This window comes from Pseudomonas sp. MH9.2, from assembly GCF_034353875.1.
GTDB lineage: Bacteria > Pseudomonadota > Gammaproteobacteria > Pseudomonadales > Pseudomonadaceae > Aquipseudomonas.
Window position 1 is genome coordinate 1,394,632 of sequence record NZ_CP133784.1, and the last position, 23,696, is coordinate 1,418,327.

Annotated in this window: 23 protein-coding genes and 3 tRNA genes; 6 read left to right on the forward strand and 20 right to left on the reverse strand. The window is 55.0% G+C overall.

Annotated elements, in window-relative coordinates:
* Window positions 1-48 precede the first annotated feature (48 nt).
* The 17 genes from nadA to RHM55_RS06555 all read right to left on the reverse strand — a co-directional run bounded on the left by nadA (window position 49) and on the right by RHM55_RS06555 (window position 14,108).
* Window positions 49-1,107 carry a quinolinate synthase NadA gene (nadA, locus tag RHM55_RS06475; protein WP_322180355.1) on the reverse strand — a complete coding sequence of 353 codons (1,059 nt, stop codon included), beginning with the start codon at window positions 1,105-1,107 and terminating at the stop codon, window positions 49-51.
* Window positions 1,108-1,233: 126 nt separating this feature from the next.
* Window positions 1,234-1,309: transfer RNA gene (locus RHM55_RS06480), tRNA-Lys, on the reverse strand.
* Window positions 1,310-1,367: 58 nt separating this feature from the next.
* The gene (gene queC / locus RHM55_RS06485; protein ID WP_322182768.1) at window positions 1,368-2,042 is read right to left on the reverse strand and encodes a 7-cyano-7-deazaguanine synthase QueC; all 675 of its coding nucleotides are present in this window, start codon (window positions 2,040-2,042) and stop codon (window positions 1,368-1,370) included.
* Between the two features lie 16 nt (window positions 2,043-2,058).
* Complete coding sequence (gene queE, locus RHM55_RS06490; protein WP_322180359.1) at window positions 2,059-2,706, reverse strand: 7-carboxy-7-deazaguanine synthase QueE; 648 nt, start codon at window positions 2,704-2,706, stop codon at window positions 2,059-2,061.
* 190 nt (window positions 2,707-2,896) lie between these two features.
* Window positions 2,897-3,724 (reverse strand): tol-pal system protein YbgF, encoded by an 828-nt coding sequence (gene ybgF, locus RHM55_RS06495; protein ID WP_322180360.1) that lies wholly within the window; start codon window positions 3,722-3,724, stop codon window positions 2,897-2,899.
* 6 nt (window positions 3,725-3,730) lie between these two features.
* Window positions 3,731-4,231 carry a peptidoglycan-associated lipoprotein Pal gene (gene pal / locus RHM55_RS06500; protein ID WP_322180361.1) on the reverse strand — a complete coding sequence of 167 codons (501 nt, stop codon included), beginning with the start codon at window positions 4,229-4,231 and terminating at the stop codon, window positions 3,731-3,733.
* A 52-nt stretch (window positions 4,232-4,283) separates the two neighbouring features.
* Entirely contained in the window at window positions 4,284-5,534 is a 1,251-nt protein-coding gene (gene tolB, locus RHM55_RS06505; RefSeq protein WP_322180362.1) for a Tol-Pal system beta propeller repeat protein TolB, read from the reverse strand.
* 47 nt (window positions 5,535-5,581) lie between these two features.
* Entirely contained in the window at window positions 5,582-6,673 is a 1,092-nt protein-coding gene (gene tolA, locus RHM55_RS06510; protein ID WP_322180363.1) for a cell envelope integrity protein TolA, read from the reverse strand.
* Window positions 6,673-7,128: a protein TolR gene (tolR, locus tag RHM55_RS06515; RefSeq protein WP_219064274.1), complete on the reverse strand. Its 456-nt coding sequence runs from the start codon at window positions 7,126-7,128 to the stop codon at window positions 6,673-6,675. Before tolR ends, tolA begins: the two co-directional genes overlap by 1 nt.
* 23 nt (window positions 7,129-7,151) lie before the next feature.
* On the reverse strand, window positions 7,152-7,847 hold the full coding sequence (gene tolQ, locus RHM55_RS06520; RefSeq protein WP_219064264.1) for a protein TolQ: 696 nt from the start codon (window positions 7,845-7,847) through the stop codon (window positions 7,152-7,154).
* Entirely contained in the window at window positions 7,837-8,304 is a 468-nt protein-coding gene (gene ybgC, locus RHM55_RS06525; protein ID WP_322180381.1) for a tol-pal system-associated acyl-CoA thioesterase, read from the reverse strand. Before ybgC ends, tolQ begins: the two co-directional genes overlap by 11 nt.
* Before the next feature lie 140 nt (window positions 8,305-8,444).
* Window positions 8,445-9,500: a Holliday junction branch migration DNA helicase RuvB gene (ruvB, locus tag RHM55_RS06530; protein ID WP_322180382.1), complete on the reverse strand. Its 1,056-nt coding sequence runs from the start codon at window positions 9,498-9,500 to the stop codon at window positions 8,445-8,447.
* Window positions 9,501-10,109 (reverse strand): Holliday junction branch migration protein RuvA, encoded by a 609-nt coding sequence (gene ruvA, locus RHM55_RS06535; protein WP_322180383.1) that lies wholly within the window; start codon window positions 10,107-10,109, stop codon window positions 9,501-9,503.
* 115 nt (window positions 10,110-10,224) lie between these two features.
* Window positions 10,225-10,749 (reverse strand): crossover junction endodeoxyribonuclease RuvC, encoded by a 525-nt coding sequence (gene ruvC / locus RHM55_RS06540; RefSeq protein WP_219064268.1) that lies wholly within the window; start codon window positions 10,747-10,749, stop codon window positions 10,225-10,227.
* Window positions 10,750-10,877: 128 nt separating this feature from the next.
* A complete protein-coding gene (locus RHM55_RS06545) occupies window positions 10,878-11,624 on the reverse strand; it encodes a YebC/PmpR family DNA-binding transcriptional regulator (RefSeq protein WP_322180385.1) in 747 nt (248 codons plus the stop codon).
* A gap of 123 nt (window positions 11,625-11,747) precedes the next feature.
* A complete protein-coding gene (gene aspS, locus RHM55_RS06550) occupies window positions 11,748-13,523 on the reverse strand; it encodes an aspartate--tRNA ligase (RefSeq protein WP_322180387.1) in 1,776 nt (591 codons plus the stop codon).
* A 237-nt stretch (window positions 13,524-13,760) separates the two neighbouring features.
* Window positions 13,761-14,108, reverse strand: coding sequence for a ribbon-helix-helix domain-containing protein (locus RHM55_RS06555; protein ID WP_322180389.1), 348 nt, complete (start codon window positions 14,106-14,108; stop codon window positions 13,761-13,763).
* Between the two features lie 1,156 nt (window positions 14,109-15,264).
* On the opposite strand from RHM55_RS06555, the gene RHM55_RS06560 reads away from it, so the two are divergent.
* Entirely contained in the window at window positions 15,265-15,870 is a 606-nt protein-coding gene (locus RHM55_RS06560; protein ID WP_219061295.1) for a cold-shock protein, read from the forward strand.
* A 74-nt stretch (window positions 15,871-15,944) separates the two neighbouring features.
* Here the strand turns inward: RHM55_RS06560 and RHM55_RS06565 are convergent, their stop codons facing one another.
* A complete protein-coding gene (locus RHM55_RS06565; RefSeq protein ID WP_219061294.1) occupies window positions 15,945-16,151 on the reverse strand; it encodes a SlyX family protein in 207 nt (68 codons plus the stop codon).
* Complete coding sequence (locus RHM55_RS06570; RefSeq protein WP_322182771.1) at window positions 16,148-16,579, reverse strand: HIT domain-containing protein; 432 nt, start codon at window positions 16,577-16,579, stop codon at window positions 16,148-16,150. Before RHM55_RS06570 ends, RHM55_RS06565 begins: the two co-directional genes overlap by 4 nt.
* Window positions 16,580-17,569: 990 nt before the next feature.
* On the opposite strand from RHM55_RS06570, the gene RHM55_RS06575 reads away from it, so the two are divergent.
* The 3 genes from RHM55_RS06575 to RHM55_RS06585 all read left to right on the forward strand — a co-directional run bounded on the left by RHM55_RS06575 (window position 17,570) and on the right by RHM55_RS06585 (window position 21,858).
* Entirely contained in the window at window positions 17,570-18,910 is a 1,341-nt protein-coding gene (locus RHM55_RS06575) for an OprD family porin (protein WP_322180393.1), read from the forward strand.
* Between the two features lie 188 nt (window positions 18,911-19,098).
* Window positions 19,099-20,814, forward strand: a complete 1,716-nt coding sequence (locus tag RHM55_RS06580) for a proline--tRNA ligase (RefSeq protein ID WP_322180395.1) — start codon at window positions 19,099-19,101, stop codon at window positions 20,812-20,814.
* 87 nt (window positions 20,815-20,901) lie between these two features.
* On the forward strand, window positions 20,902-21,858 hold the full coding sequence (locus RHM55_RS06585; RefSeq protein WP_322180397.1) for a hypothetical protein: 957 nt from the start codon (window positions 20,902-20,904) through the stop codon (window positions 21,856-21,858).
* Here the strand turns inward: RHM55_RS06585 and dinB are convergent.
* Window positions 21,855-22,916, reverse strand: a complete 1,062-nt coding sequence (dinB, locus tag RHM55_RS06590) for a DNA polymerase IV (protein ID WP_322180400.1) — start codon at window positions 22,914-22,916, stop codon at window positions 21,855-21,857. The genes RHM55_RS06585 and dinB overlap by 4 nt on opposite strands.
* Before the next feature lie 249 nt (window positions 22,917-23,165).
* On the opposite strand from dinB, the gene RHM55_RS06595 reads away from it, so the two are divergent.
* A tRNA-Met gene (locus RHM55_RS06595) sits at window positions 23,166-23,242 on the forward strand.
* 253 nt (window positions 23,243-23,495) lie between these two features.
* Window positions 23,496-23,572, forward strand: a tRNA-Met gene (locus tag RHM55_RS06600).
* Window positions 23,573-23,696 lie beyond the last annotated feature (124 nt).

Sequence of the window (23,696 nt, forward strand, 5' to 3'; positions counted from 1 at the left end):
CTCAATGGTCGGGCTTTTTTTTGCACTCTGACTTGTCCTGACTCAGGATCAGGCATTACCAGACAGCTTCAAGCGTGCTGCATGCGTGAAGTCCAGCATGCGCTGCAGAGGCTTCAAGGCACGCGGAATCAATGCGGGGTCGACGAAAACCTCGTTAGAGCCTTCGCGGAGACACTGCAAGGTGCGCTCAAGGGTGTTCATCGCCATCCAGGGGCAATGCGCGCAACTGCGGCACGCAGCACCCTCACCGGCCGTTGGCGCTTCGACAAAAACTTTGTCGGGGCACAACTGCTGCATCTTGTAGAAAATGCCGCGATCAGTCGCAACGATAAACATTTTGTTCGGCAACGTTTGCGCGGCTTTGATCAACTGGCTTGTCGAACCGACGGCATCAGCCAAATCGATCACGGCCTCCGGCGATTCGGGGTGGACCAAAATCGCGGCCTCCGGATACAGCGCTTTCATGTCGGCCAGCTGCTTGGATTTGAACTCTTCGTGAACGATGCAAGCACCGTCCCATAGCAGCATGTCGGCACCGGTTTCCCGTTGAATATAACGCCCCAGATGCTTGTCTGGCGCCCAAATGATCTTTTCGCCGTTATCCATCAGGCTTTCGACAATTTCCAACGCACAACTCGAGGTCACTACCCAGTCTGCACGGGCTTTGACCGCAGCCGACGTATTGGCATACACCACCACAGTGCGCTCGGGGTGCTGATCGCAGAACGCCGAGAACTCATCGACCGGGCAACCCAGGTCCAGGGAGCACGTAGCTTCCAGCGTCGGCATCAGCACACGCTTTTCCGGATTGAGGATTTTTGCCGTCTCGCCCATGAAGCGCACACCTGCGACCAGCACGGTTTTCGCCGAATGCTGGTTACTGAAACGCGCCATCTCCAGCGAGTCGGACACGCAGCCGCCGGTCTCTTCAGCCAGAGCCTGGATAACGGGGTCACAGTAGTAGTGGGCAACCAGCACCGCGTCTTGCGCTTTCAACTCGGCAGCAATCGCGGCACGGTAAAAAGCCTCTTCTTCAACGCTCAGTACTTTCGGCTGCTTGGCATCTAGATGGGCCTGGACCAGAAGCCGTTCTGAAATCTGCGTCATGTTCGCTGGACCTCAATGCGCTTGTGCGCGGATATCGAGTGTACACCTGAAAAAGACGCAAAAAAAAAGCCGGAAATCCTCATTTTCATGGGCCTTCCAGCTTTATAAATACGTCGACATAAAAAATGGTGGGTCGTGTGGGATTCGAACCTACGACCAATTGGTTAAAAGCCAACTGCTCTACCAACTGAGCTAACGACCCGACGTGGTGCGTATATTACTGATTTCTATGATTAATTCAACACCTATCTGAATTTAAATCAAAAATAACGCGTTGGGTCGGTTACACCAGCCGCTACAAAGCCCTCTGCGCGCAGGCGGCAGCTGTCACATTTGCCGCATGCACGGCCCTGATCATCGGCCTGATAGCAGGAAACAGTGAGCCCGTAATCGACGCCCAGACGCATGCCAGCCTTGACGATGTCGGCCTTGCTCAAGTTTTGCAGTGGCGCTCGAATAGTGAAGCCCTGCCCTTCCACGCCCGCCTTGGTTGCTAAATTGGCCAGGCGCTCAAATGCTTCGATAAACTCGGGACGGCAGTCTGGATAACCGGAATAATCCACTGCGTTGACGCCGATAAAGATATCCCGCGCGCCCAACACTTCAGCCCAACCGAGTGCCAGCGAAAGAAAAACCGTATTACGTGCTGGCACGTAAGTCACCGGGATACCTTCGCCAGGGGATTCAGGCACGGCGATGGAGCTGTCCGTCAACGCGGACCCCCCGATACCGTTCAGATCAAGACCGACAACCTTGTGCTCAACCACACCCAGATCGCGAGCGACGCGCGCTGCTGCATCCAGCTCGGCACGGTGACGCTGACCGTAGTCGAAACTCATGGTGTAGCAGGTGTAGCCATCAGCAAGCGCCATCGCTACCACGGTGGCCGAGTCCAGGCCACCGGACAATAGAATTACTGCTCTTTTCTCAGTCATCTGTAATTCACTCATATCAGCGTCCCGGCTCATCGTCCCAGAGGAGTTTATGCAGCTGCATTTGCAAGCGTACCGGCAGGTTGTCCGCCACGATCCAGTCAGCCAGGTCCCGCGCTTTCAACTCATGATGGCTCGGAGAGAACAATACCTCGCCGGCTCGCCGGTCCAGGCCGTACTGAATCAGCTTGGACACCGCCCAGTCGTAGTCTTCTCGGGAACAGAGCACAAACTTGACCTGATCGTTGGGCGTCAACAGCTCGATGTTCTCATAACGATTGCGCCCGACCTCTTTGGAGCCCGGTGTTTTCAGATCGACAACACGACTGACACGCGGATCGACCGCCGAGATATCCAGAGCGCCACTGGTTTCCAGTGACACTTCATAGCCGGCGTCACACAGACGCTTGAGCAGAGGGATTGCATTGGGCTGGGCCAAGGGTTCACCACCCGTCACGCATACATAGCGCGGACGGTAAGCGGCTACTTGTTCGAGGATCGCATCGAGGGTCTGAATGCTGCCGCCACTGAACGCGTAGGCGCTGTCGCAATACTGACAACGCAACGGGCAGCCAGTAAGACGCACAAAAACAGTGGGCAAGCCCGCAGTGCGCGTTTCACCCTGCAGCGAGTAAAAAACTTCGGTGATTCGTAATGTGTCTTGCATATGAGCCACGGGCGTAACAGCTAAACAGGCCGTCCGCCTCCGTTAGGCACTTCAAGGAACCTGCATGCGCATGATTCAGGGAAGCGAATGTATTGCCGGAATTTCGGGTGCGGAATTCTAACAAGAAAGCCGCGACAAGCGCGGCTTTCTTTAACAGAACAGGTGTCAGTGACCTCTGACGATACGCATATCACATGCGTTGCAGATCCCGCTGAGCCAACTGTGCAGCCGACGTACCCGGATATTGGGAGACAACCTGCTGCAAAATGCCTTTTACCTTATCGGTATGACCGAGACGACGCTCAACATCTGCAAGCTTATAGAGCGAGTCCGGGACTTTGGCATGCTTGGGGTACAGCTGACTGACCTTGGCGAAGGCTTGACCGGCACCTTGCAGATCACCTTTGGCCAAGTTCACTTCGCCCAACCAGTACTGGGCGTTGCCCGCATATTGGCTGTTCGGGTATTTGCGCAGGAAAGCCGCGAACGCCTGACTGGCTTTGTCGAAATCCTTGGCCTTGATCAGATCGAAGGCAGCGTCGTAATAGACCTTTTCCTTCGCCGGATCACCCGGTTCCGCATTTGCCGCAGGAGCCTGACTTGCAGGCGCCGCAGGCGTACCACCGGCATTTATATCGCCGCTGGCTTGAGAATTATTGGTAGCTGCTGCGGGCGCACCGCCAGCTCCAGTTCCAGCGCTAATGCGCTGATCGAGTTCCTGATAACGCTCCAGTGCTTCCTGCTTCATGCGCTGGATATCGTTTTGCTGAACCTCGACAGTACCGCGCAACCGCGCGATTTCGTCCTGCATTTGTTGCAACTGCATGAACAGCTGACCCTGTGCCGAGGCAGGGGCCGTAACCCCTCCCCCGGCATAGGCGCCGGACGTGCCATAACCCGCTGGCGGATAACTGCTGCTACCAGAGCCAGAATTGTCATCTACCACAGGAACCGCACCCCACGCAAAAAGCGGAAGGGTGAGAGTCAAAACGGCTAAAGCACGACGGCACGTTCGCATGTCAAATTACTTACGCAGTTCGACGCGACGGTTTTGAGCCCAGGACTGCTCGTCGTTGCCGGTAGCAACTGGACGCTCTTCGCCATAGGAAACCAATTCCAGCTGAGCTGGGGAAACACCTTGCAGTACCAGGTAACGCTGAACGGCTTTCGCACGACGCTCGCCCAGTGCCATGTTGTACTCACGAGTACCACGTTCGTCGGTGTTGCCTTCCAGAACGACGCGAGCGCCATTGGCTTTCAGGTCTTTAGCGTGAACATCCAGAGCGCGCATGGCTTCTGGCTTCAGGTCCGAGCTATCGTATTCGAAGTAGAAGGTGGTGATTGCGCGCAGAGCAGCTTCTTCGCTCAGGCTGCCATCAACAGCGCCAGTGTTAGCGCCGTAACCAGCGTTTGGATCTACAGCAGCGCCTGTACCGGCATTATCGCCGCCTTTGGACGAGCAACCTACAGCTACAGCCATGGCCAGAGCCAGCGCAGCAAATTTACCAAACTTCAGCATTTCCATCTTGAAACTCCTAATGAACCCCAGTGTGTTAAGTAAAACGTGTAGCGCCGCGTCAGTTCAGGTAAGGGGACCAGGAAGGTTCTCTGACTTCGCCTTGAGCGGTAGGAAGCGGGAGCCTTACGCGTCCATTAATGGACACGAGCATCAAGACTCCCCGGCCCTGCTGGCGGGTGGCGTAGATTACCATGGTGCCGTTGGGTGCGACAGTAGGCGACTCATCAAGGTTGCTATCTGTGAGGATTTTTACTGTACCGCGCTGCAAATCCTGCACTGCTACCTTGAAGTTTGTGAAGCCATCCTGACGATGAATCATTACCAACGTCTTTTCATCGGCCGACAGTTTAGGGTTGGCGTTGTAGTTACCTATAAAGGTCACACGCTCGGCACCGCCGCCGTTGATGCTGGTTTTGTATACCTGTGGCTTGCCACCACGGTCGGACGTGAAGTAGATCGTCGAACCATCCTTGCCGAAGAACGGTTCGGTGTCGATCGCCCCGTCATTGGTCACGCGACTCAATTGACGCGAGGCCAGGTTCATCACGTAAATTTCCGGGTTGCCGTCTTTGGAAAGCACGAACGCCAACTTGCTACCGTCCGGAGACCACGCAGGCGCGCCATTGAGGCCTTCGAAGTTGGTGATTTGTTCACGGCGACCCGTATCGATATGCTGGACGAAAATACGCGGACGCTTCTGTTCGAACGACACATAGGCGATACGCTTGCCATCTGGAGCGAAACGCGGCGACAGAATCGGTTCACGCGACTGCAACAGAGTCACTGCCCGCGCACCGTCATAATCCGAACGCTGCAGAGTGAAGCGCGTATTGTTTTCGGAGAAACGCTCGGCGGTGACGTACAGCATGCGCGTCGAGAAAGCACCCTTGATACCGGTGAGTTTCTCGAACGACTGGTCGGCGATGAAGTGCGCCATGTCGCGCAACTGATCGGTCGTGCCAGAGACGTTACCCGTCAACACTTGCTGCTCGGTCGCGACATTGAACAGTGCGTACTGGATCTGCAGACGACCGCCCGCAGGAACGATGCTGCCTACCATCAAGTACTGCGCACCGAGCGCCTTCCAATCGCGATAGATGACCTCGCTGGCCGAGGTCGGCAAGCTGATCATGTTCTGCTTTGGAATCGGTGAGTAATAGCCCGAGTTACGCAGGTCATTGCTGATGATTTCCGACATGTCCTCGGGCAAGACGTTACCGCCCTGCCAGCCAAAAGGCACAACGGCAATCGGAGTGGCACGGTCACTACCACTGGTGACCATGATGTTCTTTTCTTCTGCAGCGACCATTCCCGCTGCACAGCAAAGAACGACAAGCAGTCCTCGAAGGATGTTAATCACGGAGCTAGATCCTCTGGTGTGAATGTCATCTTGAATGAGCGATAGGGTTGGAAATCGGCTGGCTTCATACCCTGCATTTCGGTCAAACGACCAATGTTTTTAACAGCAGCCACGGCCGAACTGTCGTAAGACGCATCGCCACTGGACTTGGAAACACTGACCGATGTCACCGTACCATCCGGCAACATATTGATCTGCAGCACCACTTTCATGCCCTTGCGCGCCGACGGTGGGCGAGCCCAGCCTTCAGCAGCACGCGCACGAATCAGATCATCAAAGCTGCCCGCAGTTTCATCGCCCTGTTCATCTGCCAACGCCTGCTGCCGTTCCGTTTTATCGGAGAGCAATTCAGCCAAGGCTTGCGCCTTCTTGTCTTCAGCAGATTTACGCGCGGCTTCTGTTGCCTTTTTGGCAGCATCGGCAGTCGCTTTTTTCTTGGCGTCGTCGGTGGCTTTTTTCTTCGCGTCGTCAGCGGCTTTTTTCTTAGCGTCTTCCGCGACTTTCTTCTTCGCGTCATCGGCAGCCTGCTTCTTGGCTTCTTCAGCCGCGGCTTTCTTCGCGTCTTCTTCGGCCTTTTTCTTCGCGTCTTCTTCGGCTTTCTTCTTGGCTATATCAGCCAATTTTTTTTCTTCGACCTTTTTAGCATCAGCGGTCTTTTTGGCTTCGTCAGCTTTCTTGGCATCATCGGCTTTCTTGGCCTCATCAGCCTTCTGCTCTGCTTTCTGCGCGTCCTCAGCCTTTTTCTCTTCGGCTTTTTGAGCCGCCTCTTCTTTCTTTTGTTCCGCAGCTTTTACAGCTTCCTGTTTTAGCTGCTCGATTTTTTTCGTTTCCAGTTGCTCGACTTCAGTTTGCCGGGCAGCCGTTTTCTTCGCCTCACCGGCAATTTTCTGATTGGTCTGGGTCGTTGCCTGGCTTTTAGACTTCAACTGATACAGGGTCGCCTGAACGATAGGCCTGGCTTCCGGCAGATCCGGGGTCATGGCAAAGCTGACAAAGAGCATGCCAAATATCAGGATGTGCAGGGCCACAGCCCAGACGCTGGGCCAGAAGTAGCTTTCCGAGGCGGACGGCTCTCGCTGTTGGTGCATCAGGGCGCCTCGGTAATCAAGCCAACATTACCGACCCCTGCTTTCTGCAGCCCGCCCATTGCGCCCATTACAGAGCCATAATCAACGGTTTTGTCACCACGGATAAAGACCTGGGTCTGCTTGCCGCTTTCACGACCGGCGCTGATGATTTTGGTCACCGCGCTGGTCATCTGGGGCAACGTCATGGCTTTGTCCATCTGTTTATCGGTATCGACTTCACTGCCAAGGTTCCAGTAATAGGTCTTGTCAGCCTTGATCGAAATAGTCAGAACCTGAGTGTTGTTGTCCTGCGGCAAGGCCTCACTGGAGACTTTGGGCAGGTCGACTTTCACGCCCTGATTGAGCATCGGCGCGGTGACCATGAAAATGACCAGCAACACCAACATCACGTCGATGTAAGGCACCACGTTCATTTCGGCAACCGGCTTGCGGCGTTTGCGGCGAACTCGAGCGATTAAAGCCATTGGGAATTACCTGCTCACTCTTCGCTGGTGTGCACTTTACGGTGCAGGATCGCCTGGAACTCATCGGCGAACGTGTAGTAACGGCTGATCAACAGTTCACCGCGAGCGGCAAAACGGTTGTAGGCGATTACTGCCGGGATAGCGGCGAATAGACCAATAGCGGTTGCGACCAGGGCTTCGGAAATACCCGGTGCAACAGTCGCCAGGGTGGCTTGCTGGACGGTCGCCAGACCACGGAAGGAGTTCATGATCCCCCATACTGTACCGAACAAACCGATGTAGGGGCTGGTGGAGCCGACAGTCGCAAGAAAGGGCAGGCCCTGCTCCAGCTTCTCTTCCTCACGGGAAATGGCCACGCGCATGGCTCGAGCCACGCCTTCCATGACCGCATCAGGATCGACACCTGGCTGCTGACGCAGACGGGAGAACTCCTTGAAACCGGCGCGAAAGATTTGCTCAACGCCTGAGTCAGGGTCTGGATTGCTCCCGGCCTGACGGTAGAGTTTGGACAGATCAATACCCGACCAGAAACGCTCTTCAAAGCTCTCCAGTGCACGACGAGCTGCGCGCAGCATATTGCCACGCTGAAAAATCACGACCCACGAGGTGATTGAGGCACCCACCAGAATCAGCATGACCAACTGAACAACGATGCTGGCATTGCTGACCATACTCCACATGGAGGAATGGTCGACGACGTTAGCTTCCACGCTTTATCTCCTGCTCTAAATGTGTACCCGCGCCGCTCTGGCCGGCAAAGGCCGCACGCAAAGCTTCGGGAATGGCCCGGGGTTTCAAACTATCGGCGCGTACACACGCCACCAGAAACTGCCCCTCGCAGAGCAGTGTTTCATCCGCAGCCCGCCTGACCTGCTGCCGAAATCGCAGGCTGGCGCGGTTCAATTCAATGACGTCAGCGCTTATCAATAGCTCGTCGTCCAATCGCGCCGGCTTGTGATAGCGCGCCTCGCTGGAATGCACGACGAACAACAAGTTCTCCCCTGCAAGCTCCGACTGAGCAAAGCCCAACTCCCGCAGTCGCTCGGTTCGAGCCCGCTCCATGAACTTCAAATAGTTGACGTAGTAAACGATGCCGCCAGCATCGGTGTCCTCGTAATAAACGCGACAGCGATGTGCGAACGACTGAACCCCGTTTTGCGCGCGCATACTCTAGTGCTTACTCCTCAGGTTGCCAATCCGCCAGGCGACTGTTTTTCATTGTTTTTCAGCTAATTGCCGACCAGAACCGCACATCAGCCTGTCAGACCACCAAAACCCCGAATAAATCGGTGCCTTGATAGTTTTAATTATTCGCCCCCTTCGTCGACAAAATCGCTGGCGACTGGCATGTCCCCCATCCGTGACGGGATGTTCAAACCAAAGTGCAGGTAGGCGTGCCGGGTAACGACACGTCCACGAGGGGTACGCATGATATAGCCTTGCTGGATCAAATAGGGCTCGAGTACGTCTTCAATTGTGTGCCGTTCTTCACTGATCGCTGCAGCGAGGCTGTCGACACCCACCGGGCCGCCATCGAACTTCTCGATCATCGTCAGCAATAGACGTCGATCCTGGTGGTCGAAACCACGCTCATCGATATCCAGCAGGTTCAGCGCCAGATCGGCAATCGGCTTGGTGATATGACCGGTGGCACGCACTTCTGCGAAGTCACGCACACGACGCAGCAAGCGGTTGGCGATACGCGGCGTACCCCGAGCACGACGGGCAATCTCAAAGGCACCCTCGGGCTCGATAGGCAGCCCCAAAATACCGGCAGAGCGCATGACGATGGTCGCCAGATCAGCAGTGTTATAGAACTCCAGACGCTGAACAATGCCGAAGCGATCACGCAGCGGGTTGGTCAACATGCCCGCACGCGTGGTGGCCCCCACCAGCGTAAACGGTGGCAAATCGAGCTTGATCGAACGCGCAGCAGGACCTTCGCCGATCATGATGTCGAGCTGAAAATCTTCCATCGCCGGGTACAACACTTCTTCGACAATGGGCGAGAGCCGATGAATCTCGTCGATGAACAGCACATCGTTGGGCTCGAGATTGGTCAATATCGCCGCCAAATCACCGGGACGCTCAAGCACCGGCCCCGAGGTACTCTTGATGGAGACCGACATCTCCTGGGCAATAATATGCGCCAGAGTGGTCTTGCCCAGACCCGGCGGGCCGAAAATCAAGGTGTGATCCAACGCTTCGCTACGTCCACGCGCAGCCTGGATGAACAACTCCATTTGCTCGCGCACGGTGGGCTGGCCAATGTAATCGGCCAGGCTTAATGGACGGATTGCACGATCCAGCTGCTCATCACGATCACGGCCTGTGGAGGTTATCAAACGGTCAGCGTCGAGCACTTAAGCCATTCCTTTCAAAGCACGTCGAATCAGATCTTCACTGCTCAAATCTTTTTCCTTGATCGCAGATACCGCCTTGCTGGCTTCCTGAGGTTTGTAACCCAGGGAAATCAGCGCACTGACCGCATCGGCTTCGGCCGTCGCCACCAGTGGCTCGGCGTTAGGCCCGTTTGAAACCAGGGTAAAGGTGCCCGGCAAGGATTCCCACGCTTTGAAACGATCCTTGAGCTCGACCAGCAAACGCTCGGCGGTTTTCTTGCCGACGCCCGGAATCCGGGTCAAGGCCGAGGTGTCCTGAGCCTGAACGCAGCGAACCAGCTCATCCACTTCCAAGCCGGACATCAGCGCCAATGCCAGTTTCGGACCGACACCATTGAGGCGAATCAGCTCACGAAACAGTTCACGCTCGCGCTTTTCGAAGAAACCGTAAAGCAGGTGCGCGTCCTCACGAACCACCAGATGGGTGTGCAAGGTCACCGGTTCGCCAACATGGGGCAGCCGATACAGAGTCGTCATGGGCACTTCCAGCTCATAGCCGACGCCGTTGACATCCAGTACCAGGTGCGGCGGATGTTTTTCAGCCAAGAAGCCGCGTAACCGTCCAATCACGTATCAGATCCTTTCTCGTGGCCCGTCATAAGTATGACGTTGGCACAAATAATGGTCGCAATCATTACAGGAGTGAGAAGACCTGCAAGCTAAAAAGTTTGAGCCGATGATGCTATCAGAGACGCAGCCGCCCGCCGCGACTGCGTGCGGTATTCAAGCCGTGCGGTATCAGGCTCGAACGCGTATGTGCATGACACAGTGCGATAGCCAGGGCGTCGGAGGCGTCGATCTGAGGTTTCGTCGTCAGTTTGAGCAAATGCATGACCATCATCATTACCTGCTCTTTATTGGCGCCACCGGTCCCGGCCACCGCCTGCTTGACCTGAGTCGCGGTGTACTCGGCGATCTCCAGACTCTCTTCAGCACCGGCAACAATGGCCGCGCCACGCGCCTGACCCAGCTTGAGCGCGGAATCGGCGTTACGCGCCATAAACACTTTCTCGATACCCATGGTCACGGGACCGTACGTCTGAATGACCTCACGTACACCGCGATACACAATCTGCAAACGCTCGTGCAGCAGACCGCTGCCGGTGCGAATACAGCCCGAGGCCACGTACACACAGCCGCGACCGGTGTCCCGCACCACGCCATAGCCGGTGATTCGCGAACCGGGGTCGATACCAAGAATAAGAGTCATAACGCCTGCAGCTTAATAAGTGACGCACACAATTGAACGCAGCATAAAGGCAGAAGCCGGAGGCCGATAGCGCGTGAGTATCACGGCTTCGTACCTCCGGCCTCAAATCCAGAACTGACAGGCACCTATCAGCCGAGCTGTTCCATGACCTCGTCCGGAATTTCCGCATTGGAATAGACGTTTTGCACGTCATCCAGGTCCTCGAGCATGTCGATCAGCTTGAGTACCTTTTCAGCCGTTTCCAGATCGAGTACAGCGCTGGTCGTCGGCAACATGACGATTTCCGCGTCGAGTGCCTTGAAACCGGCAGCCTCCAGCGCATTCCGCACGGCATAGAACCCCGAGAAGGAAGTGAACACATCAATGGAGCCATCCTCATGGGTGACCACATCATCGGCATCCGCTTCCATCGCGGCTTCCATAAGCGCGTCTTCATCAACGCCAGGCGCGAATGAAATCTGCCCTTTACGATCAAACAGATAAGCCACCGAACCATCAGTGCCCAGGTTGCCGCCGCATTTTGTGAACGCGTGGCGAACAGCTGCGGCAGTGCGGTTGCGATTGTCAGTCATGGTTTCGACCATGACGGCCACACCACCCGGACCATAGCCTTCGTAACCGAGCTCTTCGACATCATCACCTTCGGCAGCGCCAGCACCTCGCGCCACGGCACGATCGATCGTGTCGCGCGTCATGTTCGCACCAAGCGCCTTGTCCAATGCCAGACGCAGACGCGGGTTCGACCCCGGATCACCCCCACCTTGACGGGCAGCGACAGTCAGTTCGCGAATCCACTTGGTGAAAATCTTGCCTTTCTTGGCATCCTGACGCTCTTTGCGGTGCTTGATGTTCGCCCACTTAGAATGACCTGCCATAACTCGCTCCGAATTCTTTTTGAAACACACTCACCTTTCGCCCAATGAACACGAGCAAAAAGCTTCAACAAAATCAGGACCCGACCCAGAGCGCATCATCAAGATGATGCGCCCTGCTCAGCGTCATTCAGCCTTGGGCTGCTCGCGCAAACGGATGTGCAGCTCGCGCAATGCCTTGGCATCAACCACGCCTGGGGCCTGGGTCATGACATCGGCAGCGCTCTGGGTTTTCGGGAACGCGATCACTTCACGGATCGATTGAGCGCCGGTCATCAACATCACCAGACGGTCCAGACCGAAAGCCAAACCACCGTGCGGTGGCGCGCCGAACTTCAGAGCGTCGAGCAGGAAGCCGAACTTCTCTTGCTGTTCGTCTGCTTCGATACCCAGCAGACGGAAGACCGCTTGCTGCATCTCCTTGCGGTGGATACGGATTGACCCCCCGCCCAACTCGGTACCGTTAAGGACCATGTCGTAAGCACGGGACAATGCCGTAGCCGGGTTGGCCTCAAGCTCTTCAGGGCTGCATTTGGGTGCAGTGAACGGGTGATGCAGCGCGCTGAAGCTGCCGTCATCGTTCTCTTCGAACATCGGGAAGTCGACAACCCACATCGGTGCCCACTCGCACGTGTGCAGCTTCAGGTCGTTACCGACCTTGATCCGCAATGCGCCCAAGGCTTCACTGACGATCTTGGATTTGTCTGCGCCGAAGAACACGATGTCGCCATCGACGGCACCCACACGGTCCAGAATCACCTTGAGGTTTTCCTCAGGGATGAACTTGACGATTGGAGACTGCAGGCCTTCGGCGCCCTTGGCGCGCTCGTTGACCTTGATGTAAGCCAGGCCTTTAGCGCCGTAGATGCTGACGAACTTGGTGTATTCGTCGATCTGACTGCGCGGCATGCTCGCGGCACCCGGTACACGCAGGGCTGCGACACGACCTTTAGGATCGTTGGCTGGACCGCTGAACACCTTGAACTCTACGGCGTTGAGCTGATCGGCAACATCGACCAGTTCCAGCGGGTTACGCAGGTCCGGCTTGTCGGAGCCATAACGACGCATGGCTTCTGCGAACGTCATGTGCGGAAAGTCGCCGAACTCCAGGTCCAGCACTTCCTTGAACAGCTGACGAATCATCTTCTCGGTGATACCGATGATGTCTGCTTCATTCAGGAAGCTGGTCTCGATGTCGATCTGGGTGAATTCCGGCTGGCGGTCAGCACGCAGGTCTTCATCGCGGAAGCACTTGGCGATCTGGTAGTAACGATCGAAGCCAGCGACCATCAGCAACTGCTTGAATAGCTGCGGGGATTGCGGCAAGGCAAAGAAACTGCCTGGGTGGGTACGACTCGGTACCAGATAGTCGCGAGCGCCTTCCGGTGTAGCACGGGTAAGGATCGGCGTCTCGACATCGAGAAAGCCGTTTTCATCCAGATAGCGACGGATGCTGGTGGTGATGCGCGAACGCAAGCGCAGCTTTTCCGCCATTTCCGGACGACGCAGATCGATGAAGCGATAACGCAGGCGCGTTTCTTCACCAACGTCGGAGAACTCGTTCAGCGGGAACGGCGGTGTTTCCGACTCGTTCAGCACTTCGAGCTCATAGCCCAGCACTTCGATACCGCCGGACGCCATGTTCGCATTAACTGCGCCAGCAGGACGTGCGCGCACCTTACCGGTGATCTTGACCACGTATTCGCTGCGCACGCGGTCGGCGGCAGCAAAGGTGTCAGCGCGATCAGGGTCGAACACCACCTGAGCCAAGCCTTCACGATCACGGATATCGAGGAAAATGACCCCGCCATGATCACGACGACGGTGGACCCATCCGCAAAGGGTAATTTCCTGACCTTCCAGGCTCTCGTTCAGTTGGCCGCAATAATGGCTGCGCATCATGATGGTGTTTTCACTTCTCGTAATTCGAAATTCGGTGGAGCTCTCGCCCTTCGCTTGCGCTCAATAGTGCAAGAACCTTGGCGTGCAGTTCAACCCGTCCGGCCTGCGCCACGTAGTAAGGCGGGGGATTATATAGGGTTAATGGACACTGTGCAGCCGCCCGACCTGATCACGTCAACATATGTGCCTTCCACCTGACGAGAGCCCTGCCTGCAGCCCATGATCGCCCGGACAAGGTCACGCCAGGACCGAGGAAAGCGCTGTCGCATCGTTTTTTTGCAAATGAGCGACGCACACCACGCGAATCAGCCCGCTGAAATTTTTCACACCGCCATGGCGTAGATGCACTTCTCGATCAACATAAGACAGGACTGCATTGACCGAGCAACTGTTGGAGCGGGCAATATCAGCCAAAATACCCCAGTACACTTCCTCCAGGCGCAAACATGTCGCCAACCCATTTAAGCGAACCGACCTCGAATGAGGACGCGCAAGGTTCATATTAAAATCCTCAACAAAGGGATCGTCTTGTATTTTTCCATAGCGGCCAGGATCTTGTAGCATACGCCCACTGCGTCGAATCATTACAGCCTCCTTCACGTGCCGTCCATCTAATGCACATAAGCTGGACATCAATAAATATAAGAACCACCTTTATGTAAAGCCAATTAAATATTTCTGACCAGCAGAACAAACACACCAAGCCTGTAGGACATTGCTGCATTTCAGTGAGGATTATCGAGCGCAGCTAACTCGCCAATCGCCCCCCTGTACGACGGCCCCCTTAACTATTCCATTCGTTGACTGCCCCCCGGAAAACAGGATAAGCAGCTATTTTTATGCACTCGATCATATAGAATATAACTCATTGAAAACAAAGGAATAATTTCGAAAAAAGCTGTCGTATCCAGATGATTTACTGGAAGAGAACGCAGACGAGCAACAAAGAAATGACGAGCAAACCACGCCAGTAACGCAAGCAGCGCAATTTGCAAACCACCATTATTTAATGTCAAGTAGCGAGCCAAGCATTCCTGCGACGCGCTCATGGGCTAACGAGCACTAAGCCACTACGTAAACGGCCAACTCACTATTCACTTTATCGACCCGCTGAAAGGTGCTCAACACTATTGACTGCACCGCCCTTTCAAATACCATGCACAGGAGACTTAACACCGAAACTCCGATACACCAATAAACGTTACGGGCTTTAAAATGAATCACATACGCTTCTGACAGTGAACAAGAAAGACTGTCCATAATCGACTGACGATCTTCTTCGCCGCTATCGATATCGACGACCATGCCCCCTTTTTTTTACAGAAGGGTTCTACCAACCCGATGCAGGACCGCGCTACAAAGAGAATCCGCAAACCCCGACAAATTGTTGCAGAAAGGGTGGCGTCACAGGCAAACCGACGAACAGCAGTCTCGCTTTCTGGAGCGAACCGGCTGCCATCCAGCACGATCCTGATGGCGACCGCTCTAAACCAGGTATCGGCACGCAAACCACCGCCCCACATCAAACCACCTGAGCATCAGGACCCAAGCAGCGCTAAGCGGTTGATTTGAGTAGCCCTCGGCTTTGCTGTTAAATAGACGCGTGTCGCTACTGACGTGCCGCTTGGCTGTAGCACATAGGCTGACTCGCCGTTCGTGCATTACGCCTCCTATTATTCAGAAGCGTACCGGGCGCAATCAGCTATTTCCTCGTGATCCGTCTTAATGTGAGTTTATTAAAATGTTGAAAATCGTCCACTTGCTAACAGGCGCAGCAGCCCTGCTCCTTTCCTTCATCCCTAGCCTGCGTAGTGAAGCCCTGTCTTCTTACCTCCTGCAACCCGATGCGCTTTACCTGGCGCTTTTCGGCTTGCTCAACCTGTTACTTGCCCCCGTAATCCCTTACTGGAACAGAGGCCCTCGTCATCAACTGCAAAATCTGGTCAGCGGTCTTCTCGTGCTTGCCGTCATCCTTCAAACCTTGACCCTGCTTGTTCCACTGCAAACCATTGCTGGCCAACCGGCGATCATTGTCAGCCTGATCAGTGTCCTTATTGCAGTGCTGCTGCATTTGGCCGTCAGCTTCTATCAATCGTCACCTTCGCCTGCGGCACAAAGCCACGACATGACCAACCGCGATACCGGGACCGTCAAGTGGTTCAACACCTCCAAAGGGTTTGGCTTCATTTCCCGCGACTCCGGCGATGATATTTTCGTCCACTTCCGCGCTATTCGGGGCGAAGGCCATCGCGTACTGGTCGAAGGCCAGCGCGTCGAGTTCTCAGTGATGAATCGCGATAAAGGCCTGCAAGCCGAAGACGTAATTGCGGCACTACCACGCCGCTAAAATCTCTCCCGCCCCAAAAAAAGAAAACCCGCCTCTCTTTACGAGATCGCGGGTTTTTTATCGACCAGAAAAAATCAGTAATGCGGAGGGGGCGCCTCCTCCTCGAACGTATCGAACTGATTGCCGGCTTCTTCCTGACGCTTAAGCAGTGCAGCCATCTGCAACTGCAAGCGCTCGACCACACGCTGCTGAGTGACCAGGACATCATTGAGCGACTGAATCGTGTCGTCCTGGAAGGCCAATCGACTTTCCAACTCGTTAATACGCTGCTCAAGGCTCATGCGTGTTCCTCCTCGAAATGGAAATTGTCTGTCAATACCGACTGTAGACGATCGCGGAGGTCGGACAGTTGTTGGCTAGTATAAGGCTGTGCCGGATGCTTACCCCAAATAGGCGCGGGCCACGCTGCATCTTTCTGATAACGAACGATAACGTGCATATGTAGCTGGCTAACGATATTCCCCAATGCCGCGACATTCAGCTTGTCTGCATTGAATGCATCACTGAGTGCTTGCGAGAGCGCAGTAGTCTCCTGCCACAGTTGCAACTGATCCGCCGCGTTCAGCTGGAACAATTCACTGATGCCCGCACGACGCGGCACAAGAATGAACCATGGGTAATTCGAATCATTGGATAGCAGCAAACGACACAAGGGGAAATCGCCAAGGGGCACAGTATCTTGCGCAAGACGCGGATCTAAAACGAACACCGCAAAACTCCTGATCAACTGGTTGGTTTTTAACTCGACGCCCCGAACCGCGGAGTCATCCAGCAATACCTCGCAGGATACGCGGGAATGTGTAGTCATTCACTGTCCACCCTCAACCTGGACACGCTGAGCCACCGACCAAAAACCCTTACAGACATCCGCAGGGCATGCGCAGCTGCCATCTGCACTGATTTGGCACACCGCGTCCCTCGCGGCAACGCCTGATACCGCTCCTTGAATGTAGATCAGTTTCCAACCAGGCAGCCCAAAAAATGCTGCCTGGTCATTTTTCGGCAACAAAAGGACAGCGAAACTGCCGTGCCTAATACCTTATAGTCGACCTCAAGGACCTGACATCAAGCACACTCGTAACACAGTGCACCAAAAAGACTCACTTTTCCTTTCAACCAGTACCAGCCATCCTGAATCTACCCAGCCCGCCAGACTGACCGGTAACGCTTCTTAGGTCCTCAGCGGATTCTCAAGCAATTCTCAGGTTTTTTTCCTGAAAAAAAATAGATTAAAAACCATATAAATCAATTACTTAGAAAAATATAGCGCTAAAGAATGATGTTTTGTGAAAAAAATGTCATCGTTTTTGATCTTTGTGCACGGTTGTTGCTTTGTTACACACCAGAGTCCGCCGATGTGCTTACTACCCAGCAGACACATCCGGAGATGAATAAAACGGCAGCGCATTATCCAGGGAGTGTTTGAGCGGCTGTGCATAGACTGTTTTCACCTATGCTTAAGCCCTCAAAAATAACGCCGTAGTTGTGGGGTTTGATAACAGGAGCTACACAATTGCGACATGGACAACCTACATTTGCGACACCACCGTAAAGATGCCGAAAGGATAGGTTTGTAACTATCGCCAACATGGTCAGCGTGATATAAATTTGCGCCGACACAAAAAGAAAGAGCCTCCCAGATAAAAAAACAGGTGGGATGGCGGCAACTTTTCTTAAAAAACCAAAGGAGCAAATCACGATGAGAGTGATGAAGTGGAGCGCAATCGCACTGGCCGTAACTGCGGGCAGCACCCAATTGGCAACGGCTGCAGCCTTCGTCAGTGATCAGGCCGATACCAAGGGCTTTGTACAAGACAGCACGCTGAATCTGCTGCTTCGTAACTACTACTACAATCGTAACAAGACCGATGGTGGGGTAGACGACAAAGACTGGACCCAAGGTTTACACGGTGTTTTCAACTCGGGCTTCACTCAGGGTACTGTCGGCTTCGGTGTTGATGCCTTTGGCTACCTCGGCCTGAAGCTTGACGGCTCAGACAAGTATGCCGGTTCGGGCAACCTGCAACTCGAGCATAATGCCGATGGTTCTATTAAAGGCAACGAAAGCAGCTACGGCAAATCCGGTGCGGCGCTTAAAGTCCGTATTTCCAAGACAGAGCTGAAAGTCGGTGACATGCAGCCGACCACTAGCCCGGTCTTCGCGGTGGGTGGCTCTCGCCTCCTGCCACAAACTGCTACCGGCTTCCTATTGCAGAGCAGCGAAATCAAAGGTCTTGACGTTGAAGCGGGCCATTTCACCTCCGCGACCAGCCAGGACACGACCAAGCATGATGGCGATCTTTATGCCACTTATGCTGGTGTCACAGCAAAATCGGCAGATTTCGTCGGCGGCAAATACGCCATCACCGACAGCCTGAGCGCTTCGCTTTATGCAGCTAAACTGCAAGACATCTGGAACCAGTACTACGCTAACGTGAACTACGTTATGCCTATCGCTGACACGCAATCCTTGGCGTGGGATTTCAACATCTACCGCACCACTGATGCAGGCGCCAAGAAAGCAGGCGACATTAGCAACACCGCTTTCTCCCTGGCAGCAGCGTATTCGTTCCTGACCGCACATACCCTGACCCTCAGCTTCCAGAAGGTCAACGGCGACACCCCATTCGACTACATCGGTGTGGGTGACAACAACCGCGGTGGCGACTCGATATTCCTCGCCAACTCTGTTCAATACTCCGACTTTAACGCACCTGGCGAAAGATCGTGGCAAGCTCGCTACGACCTGAACATGGCGTCCTACGGCGTACCGGGCCTGAGCTTCATGACCCGTTACGTTGCCGGCAGCCACATTGACGGGACGAACACTCCATCGAACAGCACCTATACCGACCTGTACGGTAAAGACGGTAGCCACCACGAGACCAACCTGGAAGCCAAGTACGTAGTACAAACTGGCCCAGCCAAAGACCTGTCCTTCCGTCTTCGTCAAGCTTGGCACACTGCCAACGCTGCAGAAGGCGAAGGCGATGTCCAAGAGTTCCGCCTGATCGTCGACTACCCGATTTCGGTTCTGTAACCGCAGTCAGCGTTTCGTAATCGAAAAAACCCGGCCCAGGCCGGGTTTTTTTACGTCGTTTTTTTCAGGCAACCTTTTTTAACCAGGCAGAACACCTTCCGTTGTGCCGGCCTTACCCTGTACGCAACGAGATCCCCCCCGTACAATGCGAGGTCATTTCTAGCCTCAGCAACCGACAACGGCCTACCATGCGTACCAGTCAATATTTGCTCGCCACACAGAAAGAAACCCCTTCCGATGCAGTGGTCGTCAGCCACCAGCTGATGCTGCGTGCCGGCATGATCCGCAAACTCGCTTCCGGCCTTTATACCTGGCTCCCCATGGGCTTGCGGGTTTTGCGCAAGGTCGAAGCTGTCGTTCGTGAAGAGATGAACGCTGCTGGTGCGCTCGAAGTATTGATGCCGGGCATCCAGCCTGCAGAGTTGTGGCAGGAATCAGGGCGCTGGGAACAGTACGGCCCAGAATTGCTGCGCATGAAAGATCGACATAACCGTGAATTCTGTGCGGGCCCGACCCACGAAGAAGTCATCACCGATCTGGCACGCAACGAGCTCAACAGCTATAAGCAGCTGCCGATCAACCTGTACCAGATCCAGACCAAATTCCGCGATGAGACCCGCCCACGCTTTGGCGTGATGCGTGGCCGTGAATTCATCATGAAAGACGCGTACTCCTTCCATGTCGACCAGGTTTCGCTTCAGGCTACCTACGACCGGATGCATCAGGCGTACTGCAACGTATTCACCCGCCTGGGCCTGAACTTCCGCCCGGTCGAAGCCGATAACGGCTCCATCGGCGGCGCGGGCTCTCATGAGTTTCACGTGCTGGCCGAGTCTGGCGAAGACGACATCGCATTCAGCGACAGCTCCGATTACGCTGCAAACATTGAAAAAGCCGAGGCCGTTCCACGCGAACAGTCACGCCAGGCACCCACTGAAGAACTGCGCCTGATCGACACACCACACGCCAAGACCATCGCGCAACTGGTAGAAGGCTTCAACCTGCCGATTGAAAAGACCATCAAAACTCTGGTGGTCCACGCAGCTGAAGAAGGCAAATTGATCGCGCTGATCATTCGTGGCGATCACGAACTCAACGAAATCAAGGCCGCCAACCTGCCTCAGGTCGCCAGCCCGCTAGTCATGGCATCCGAATCCGAACTGCGTGACGCCATTGGCGCTGGCGCAGGCTCGCTTGGCCCGTTGAATCTACCGCTGCCTTGCATCATCGACCGCTCCGTCGAACTGATGAGCGACTTTGGCATCGGCGCCAACATCGACGACAAGCACTACTTTGGCGTCAACTGGGAGCGCGATCTACCGGTTCCCGCCGTGGCCGACCTGCGCAACGTGGTGGCTGGCGACCCAAGCCCGGACGGCAAGGGCACGCTGGAAATCAAACGCGGTATTGAAGTCGGGCATATTTTCCAGCTGGGCACCAAGTACAGCGAAGCCTTGAAGTGCCAGGTGCTTGGCGAAAACGGCAAACCTGTAACCCTGACCATGGGCTGTTATGGCATTGGTGTTTCTCGCGTGGTGGCAGCTGCCATTGAGCAGAACAACGATGAAAACGGGATCATCTGGAACGATGCCCTGGCACCTTTTCAGATTGCCCTGGTGCCATTGCGCTATGAAACCGAGGCAGTGCGCGAAGCAACCGACACGCTGTACGCCGAACTGACCGCAGCTGGCTTTGAGGTGCTGCTGGATGATCGCGACAAAAAAACCAGTCCCGGCAACAAGTTCGCAGACATGGAGCTGATCGGTATTCCGCACCGCATCGTGGTCAGCGACCGCGGCCTGGCAGAAGGTAACCTTGAGTACAAGAGCCGTACTGAAGCCCAGGCGCAAGCCTTGCCTGTGGCCGACGCCCTGTCCTTTCTTCAAGCCCGCATCCGCCGCTGAGTCCGGGACGCGCACGTGAAAGCGTGCGCGCCCTCGCCATCGACGCATGACAAGGCAAGACCCGCACTTTCCGTATCAAGAGATCACATGCTCAAGCGAAATACCTTAAGCCTCGGTAGTGCCGCACTGTGCGGCACCCTGCTTGTCAGCGGTTGTGCCAACCACCTGTCACCACACAGCGAGCACGAAGAGCGCGTCGAGCGCAAATTGCTCAATCACAGCCTGCAAGTCGATATCGGTGAGCCCAAGATGCTTGAGCTTCCGCAACGTCGCGTGCGGATTCATGATCAGAAGACGTTCGAAGTCACCGAATTCGAAGTCACCCGCAACTATGATCGCTACACCCCTTACCAACCTTGGCGCGAGACCTATGAAATCCCGCTGGGTGCAGTTGCAGTGGTGGGCGGTATAGGCGCCAATATTCTCAACGTGGTCATGCTTGGGCGCTTACCGGACAGCATGACCAAAGACTGGATCAGTTACGGCTTTGCCGGACTCAATCCATTCATGAACATGCCGTCCCTTGGCAGGGCGCAGCAGAACCTTTCCAGTATTGATGAGGCTCAGCACGACAAGCGGATTGAGTATTCCAGCTTGCCCTGGAGCGAACGCCCGGTCGAGGTCAAGGCAGGCGCGCAAACTTACGATCTGACAACTGATCACAACGGGGTACTGCGCCTGAACCTGCTCGACAGCCCTTTTGCCGAACAGGAAATCAATCACATCACCCGCTTGCAGATCAGTGTCGCGGATGATCAAGACAATGTACGCGTCAGTGCTACCCTGCCGATCAGCAATTCATTGCGCGGCAAATTGCGCGAAGCTCACGCATTGATCTACGACGACCTGGAAGATGACGAAGTCAGCCAATGGGTACACCGGGTCAAACGTCTCTCAGAACTGGGACTCGAAGAAGAAGCCAGCGAGCTGGAACAAAGCCTGATCGAACTGACGCGCAATGACCCCGAACTGCAACAGCAATTTCTTAAATCGCTGACCAAAGACGCCGGGCGCCTGGTGGCCGATCCAGGGCCGAACAGCTAGCGCGTAAACAGCTCCAACTGCTCATGACCACCACGTAGATCCTGCAGACGCACGCCGATACCCAATAAGCGCACCGGCTTATCACCTCGAGCGAATGCCTGGGTCAGCAGCTGTTCAAAACCATCCAGATCACGCCCCGCGCCTGATTGCTCGAGGGTAGTTTGAGTGAAGTCATGAAACTTCACTTTGACGAAAGGCTTACCCGCTCTGTAGCTGTCGTCCACGCGCGCCATTCGCCCAGCGAGCGTCGCGAGTAACTCCGGCAGTTTTTCCAGACAGCTGGCCAGATCGGGCAAATCCGTATCGTAGGTGTTTTCGACACTTACCGACTGACGCCGACTGTCGTTCTGCACCGGCCGATCATCAATCCCGCGCGCCAGACTCCACAGCCGCTCACCAAACGTACCGAATTCTCGCACCAAGGCCAATTTGTTCCAATCGCGCAGATCCGTGCAGGTGGTGATACCAAGTCGGCCCAGCTTGCCCGCAGTTACCTTGCCGACGCCATGCAACTTGCTCACCGGCAATGTGGCGACGAACGCTTCTACTTGATCCGGGGTAATCACAAACAAACCGTTGGGTTTTTTCCAGTCACTGGCAATTTTTGCGAGGAATTTGTTTGGGGCCACCCCGGCTGACACGGTGATATGCAGTTGATTGGAGACACGACGACGGATGTCCTGAGCAATTCGGGTCGCACTTCCCGAGAAATAGTTGCTATCCGAAACATCCAGAAAAGCCTCATCCAACGACAGAGGCTCGATCAGATCGGTGTAATCGCGAAAAATGGTCTGGATTTCACGGGAAGCCTCTTTATAAGCTTCCATGCGCGGCTTGACGATGGTCAGGTCGGGGCACAGCGTCAAAGCATGCCTGGACGACATGGCCGAGCGCACGCCATAGGCCCGCGCCTCATAGTTGCAGGTGGCTATCACTCCGCGCCGGTCCGCCGAGCCGCCTACCGCCAGCGGCTTGGCAGCAAGACGCGGATCGTCGCGCATTTCGATGGCGGCGTAGAAGCAGTCACAGTCGACGTGGATGATTTTGCGCTGCGTCATGAGGTGCGGTTATGAATGCTGTGGGCTGCGCAGTATCTCACCCACGCTGAAATGTGGCACTCACGATACCGAAAGCAATGTACGAAAGGCCTGAGAAAATGACCAAAATAGCCCTATCAGGTCCGCGCTACGCGCCCTCAAGCCGATTCGTGCACTCAATTAGCATCGCTAAGCGATTGAAGGAAAAGAATTTTTCTGAAATTAACAATTGACAGCCCGGCGTTCCACTGTAGAATGCCGACACACAGACGCGGGATGGAGCAGTCTGGTAGCTCGTCGGGCTCATAACCCGAAGGTCGTCGGTTCAAATCCGGCTCCCGCAACCAAACATCAAAAAAGGCTACTCGGAAGAGTGGCCTTTTTTGTGCCTGCGATTTCATCACATCCAACCTTGCCCCTCCCCCTTCGCTGTGGAGCAGTCAGGAATAGACGGATGAGACATGAAGGACGCCCCATCAGGAAAACCCTTTGCGCACCGAACACTTAACCGATCCGACAAGCTATTTACGCTTATTTGTCGCTCATACCGCATTAACGGTTGACACCCCACCGTTCCACTGTAGAATGCCGCCACACAGACGCGGGATGGAGCAGTCTGGTAGCTCGTCGGGCTCATAACCCGAAGGTCGTCGGTTCAAATCCGGCTCCCGCAACCAAATATCAAAAAAGGCTGCTCGAAAGAGTGGCCTTTTTTGTGTCTGACCGAAAAGCATCGGAACAGTGGTCAGAAATGCTTGTCAGAATTGTCGATCCAGAGGATAGGTGTCTATCGGCTAAACA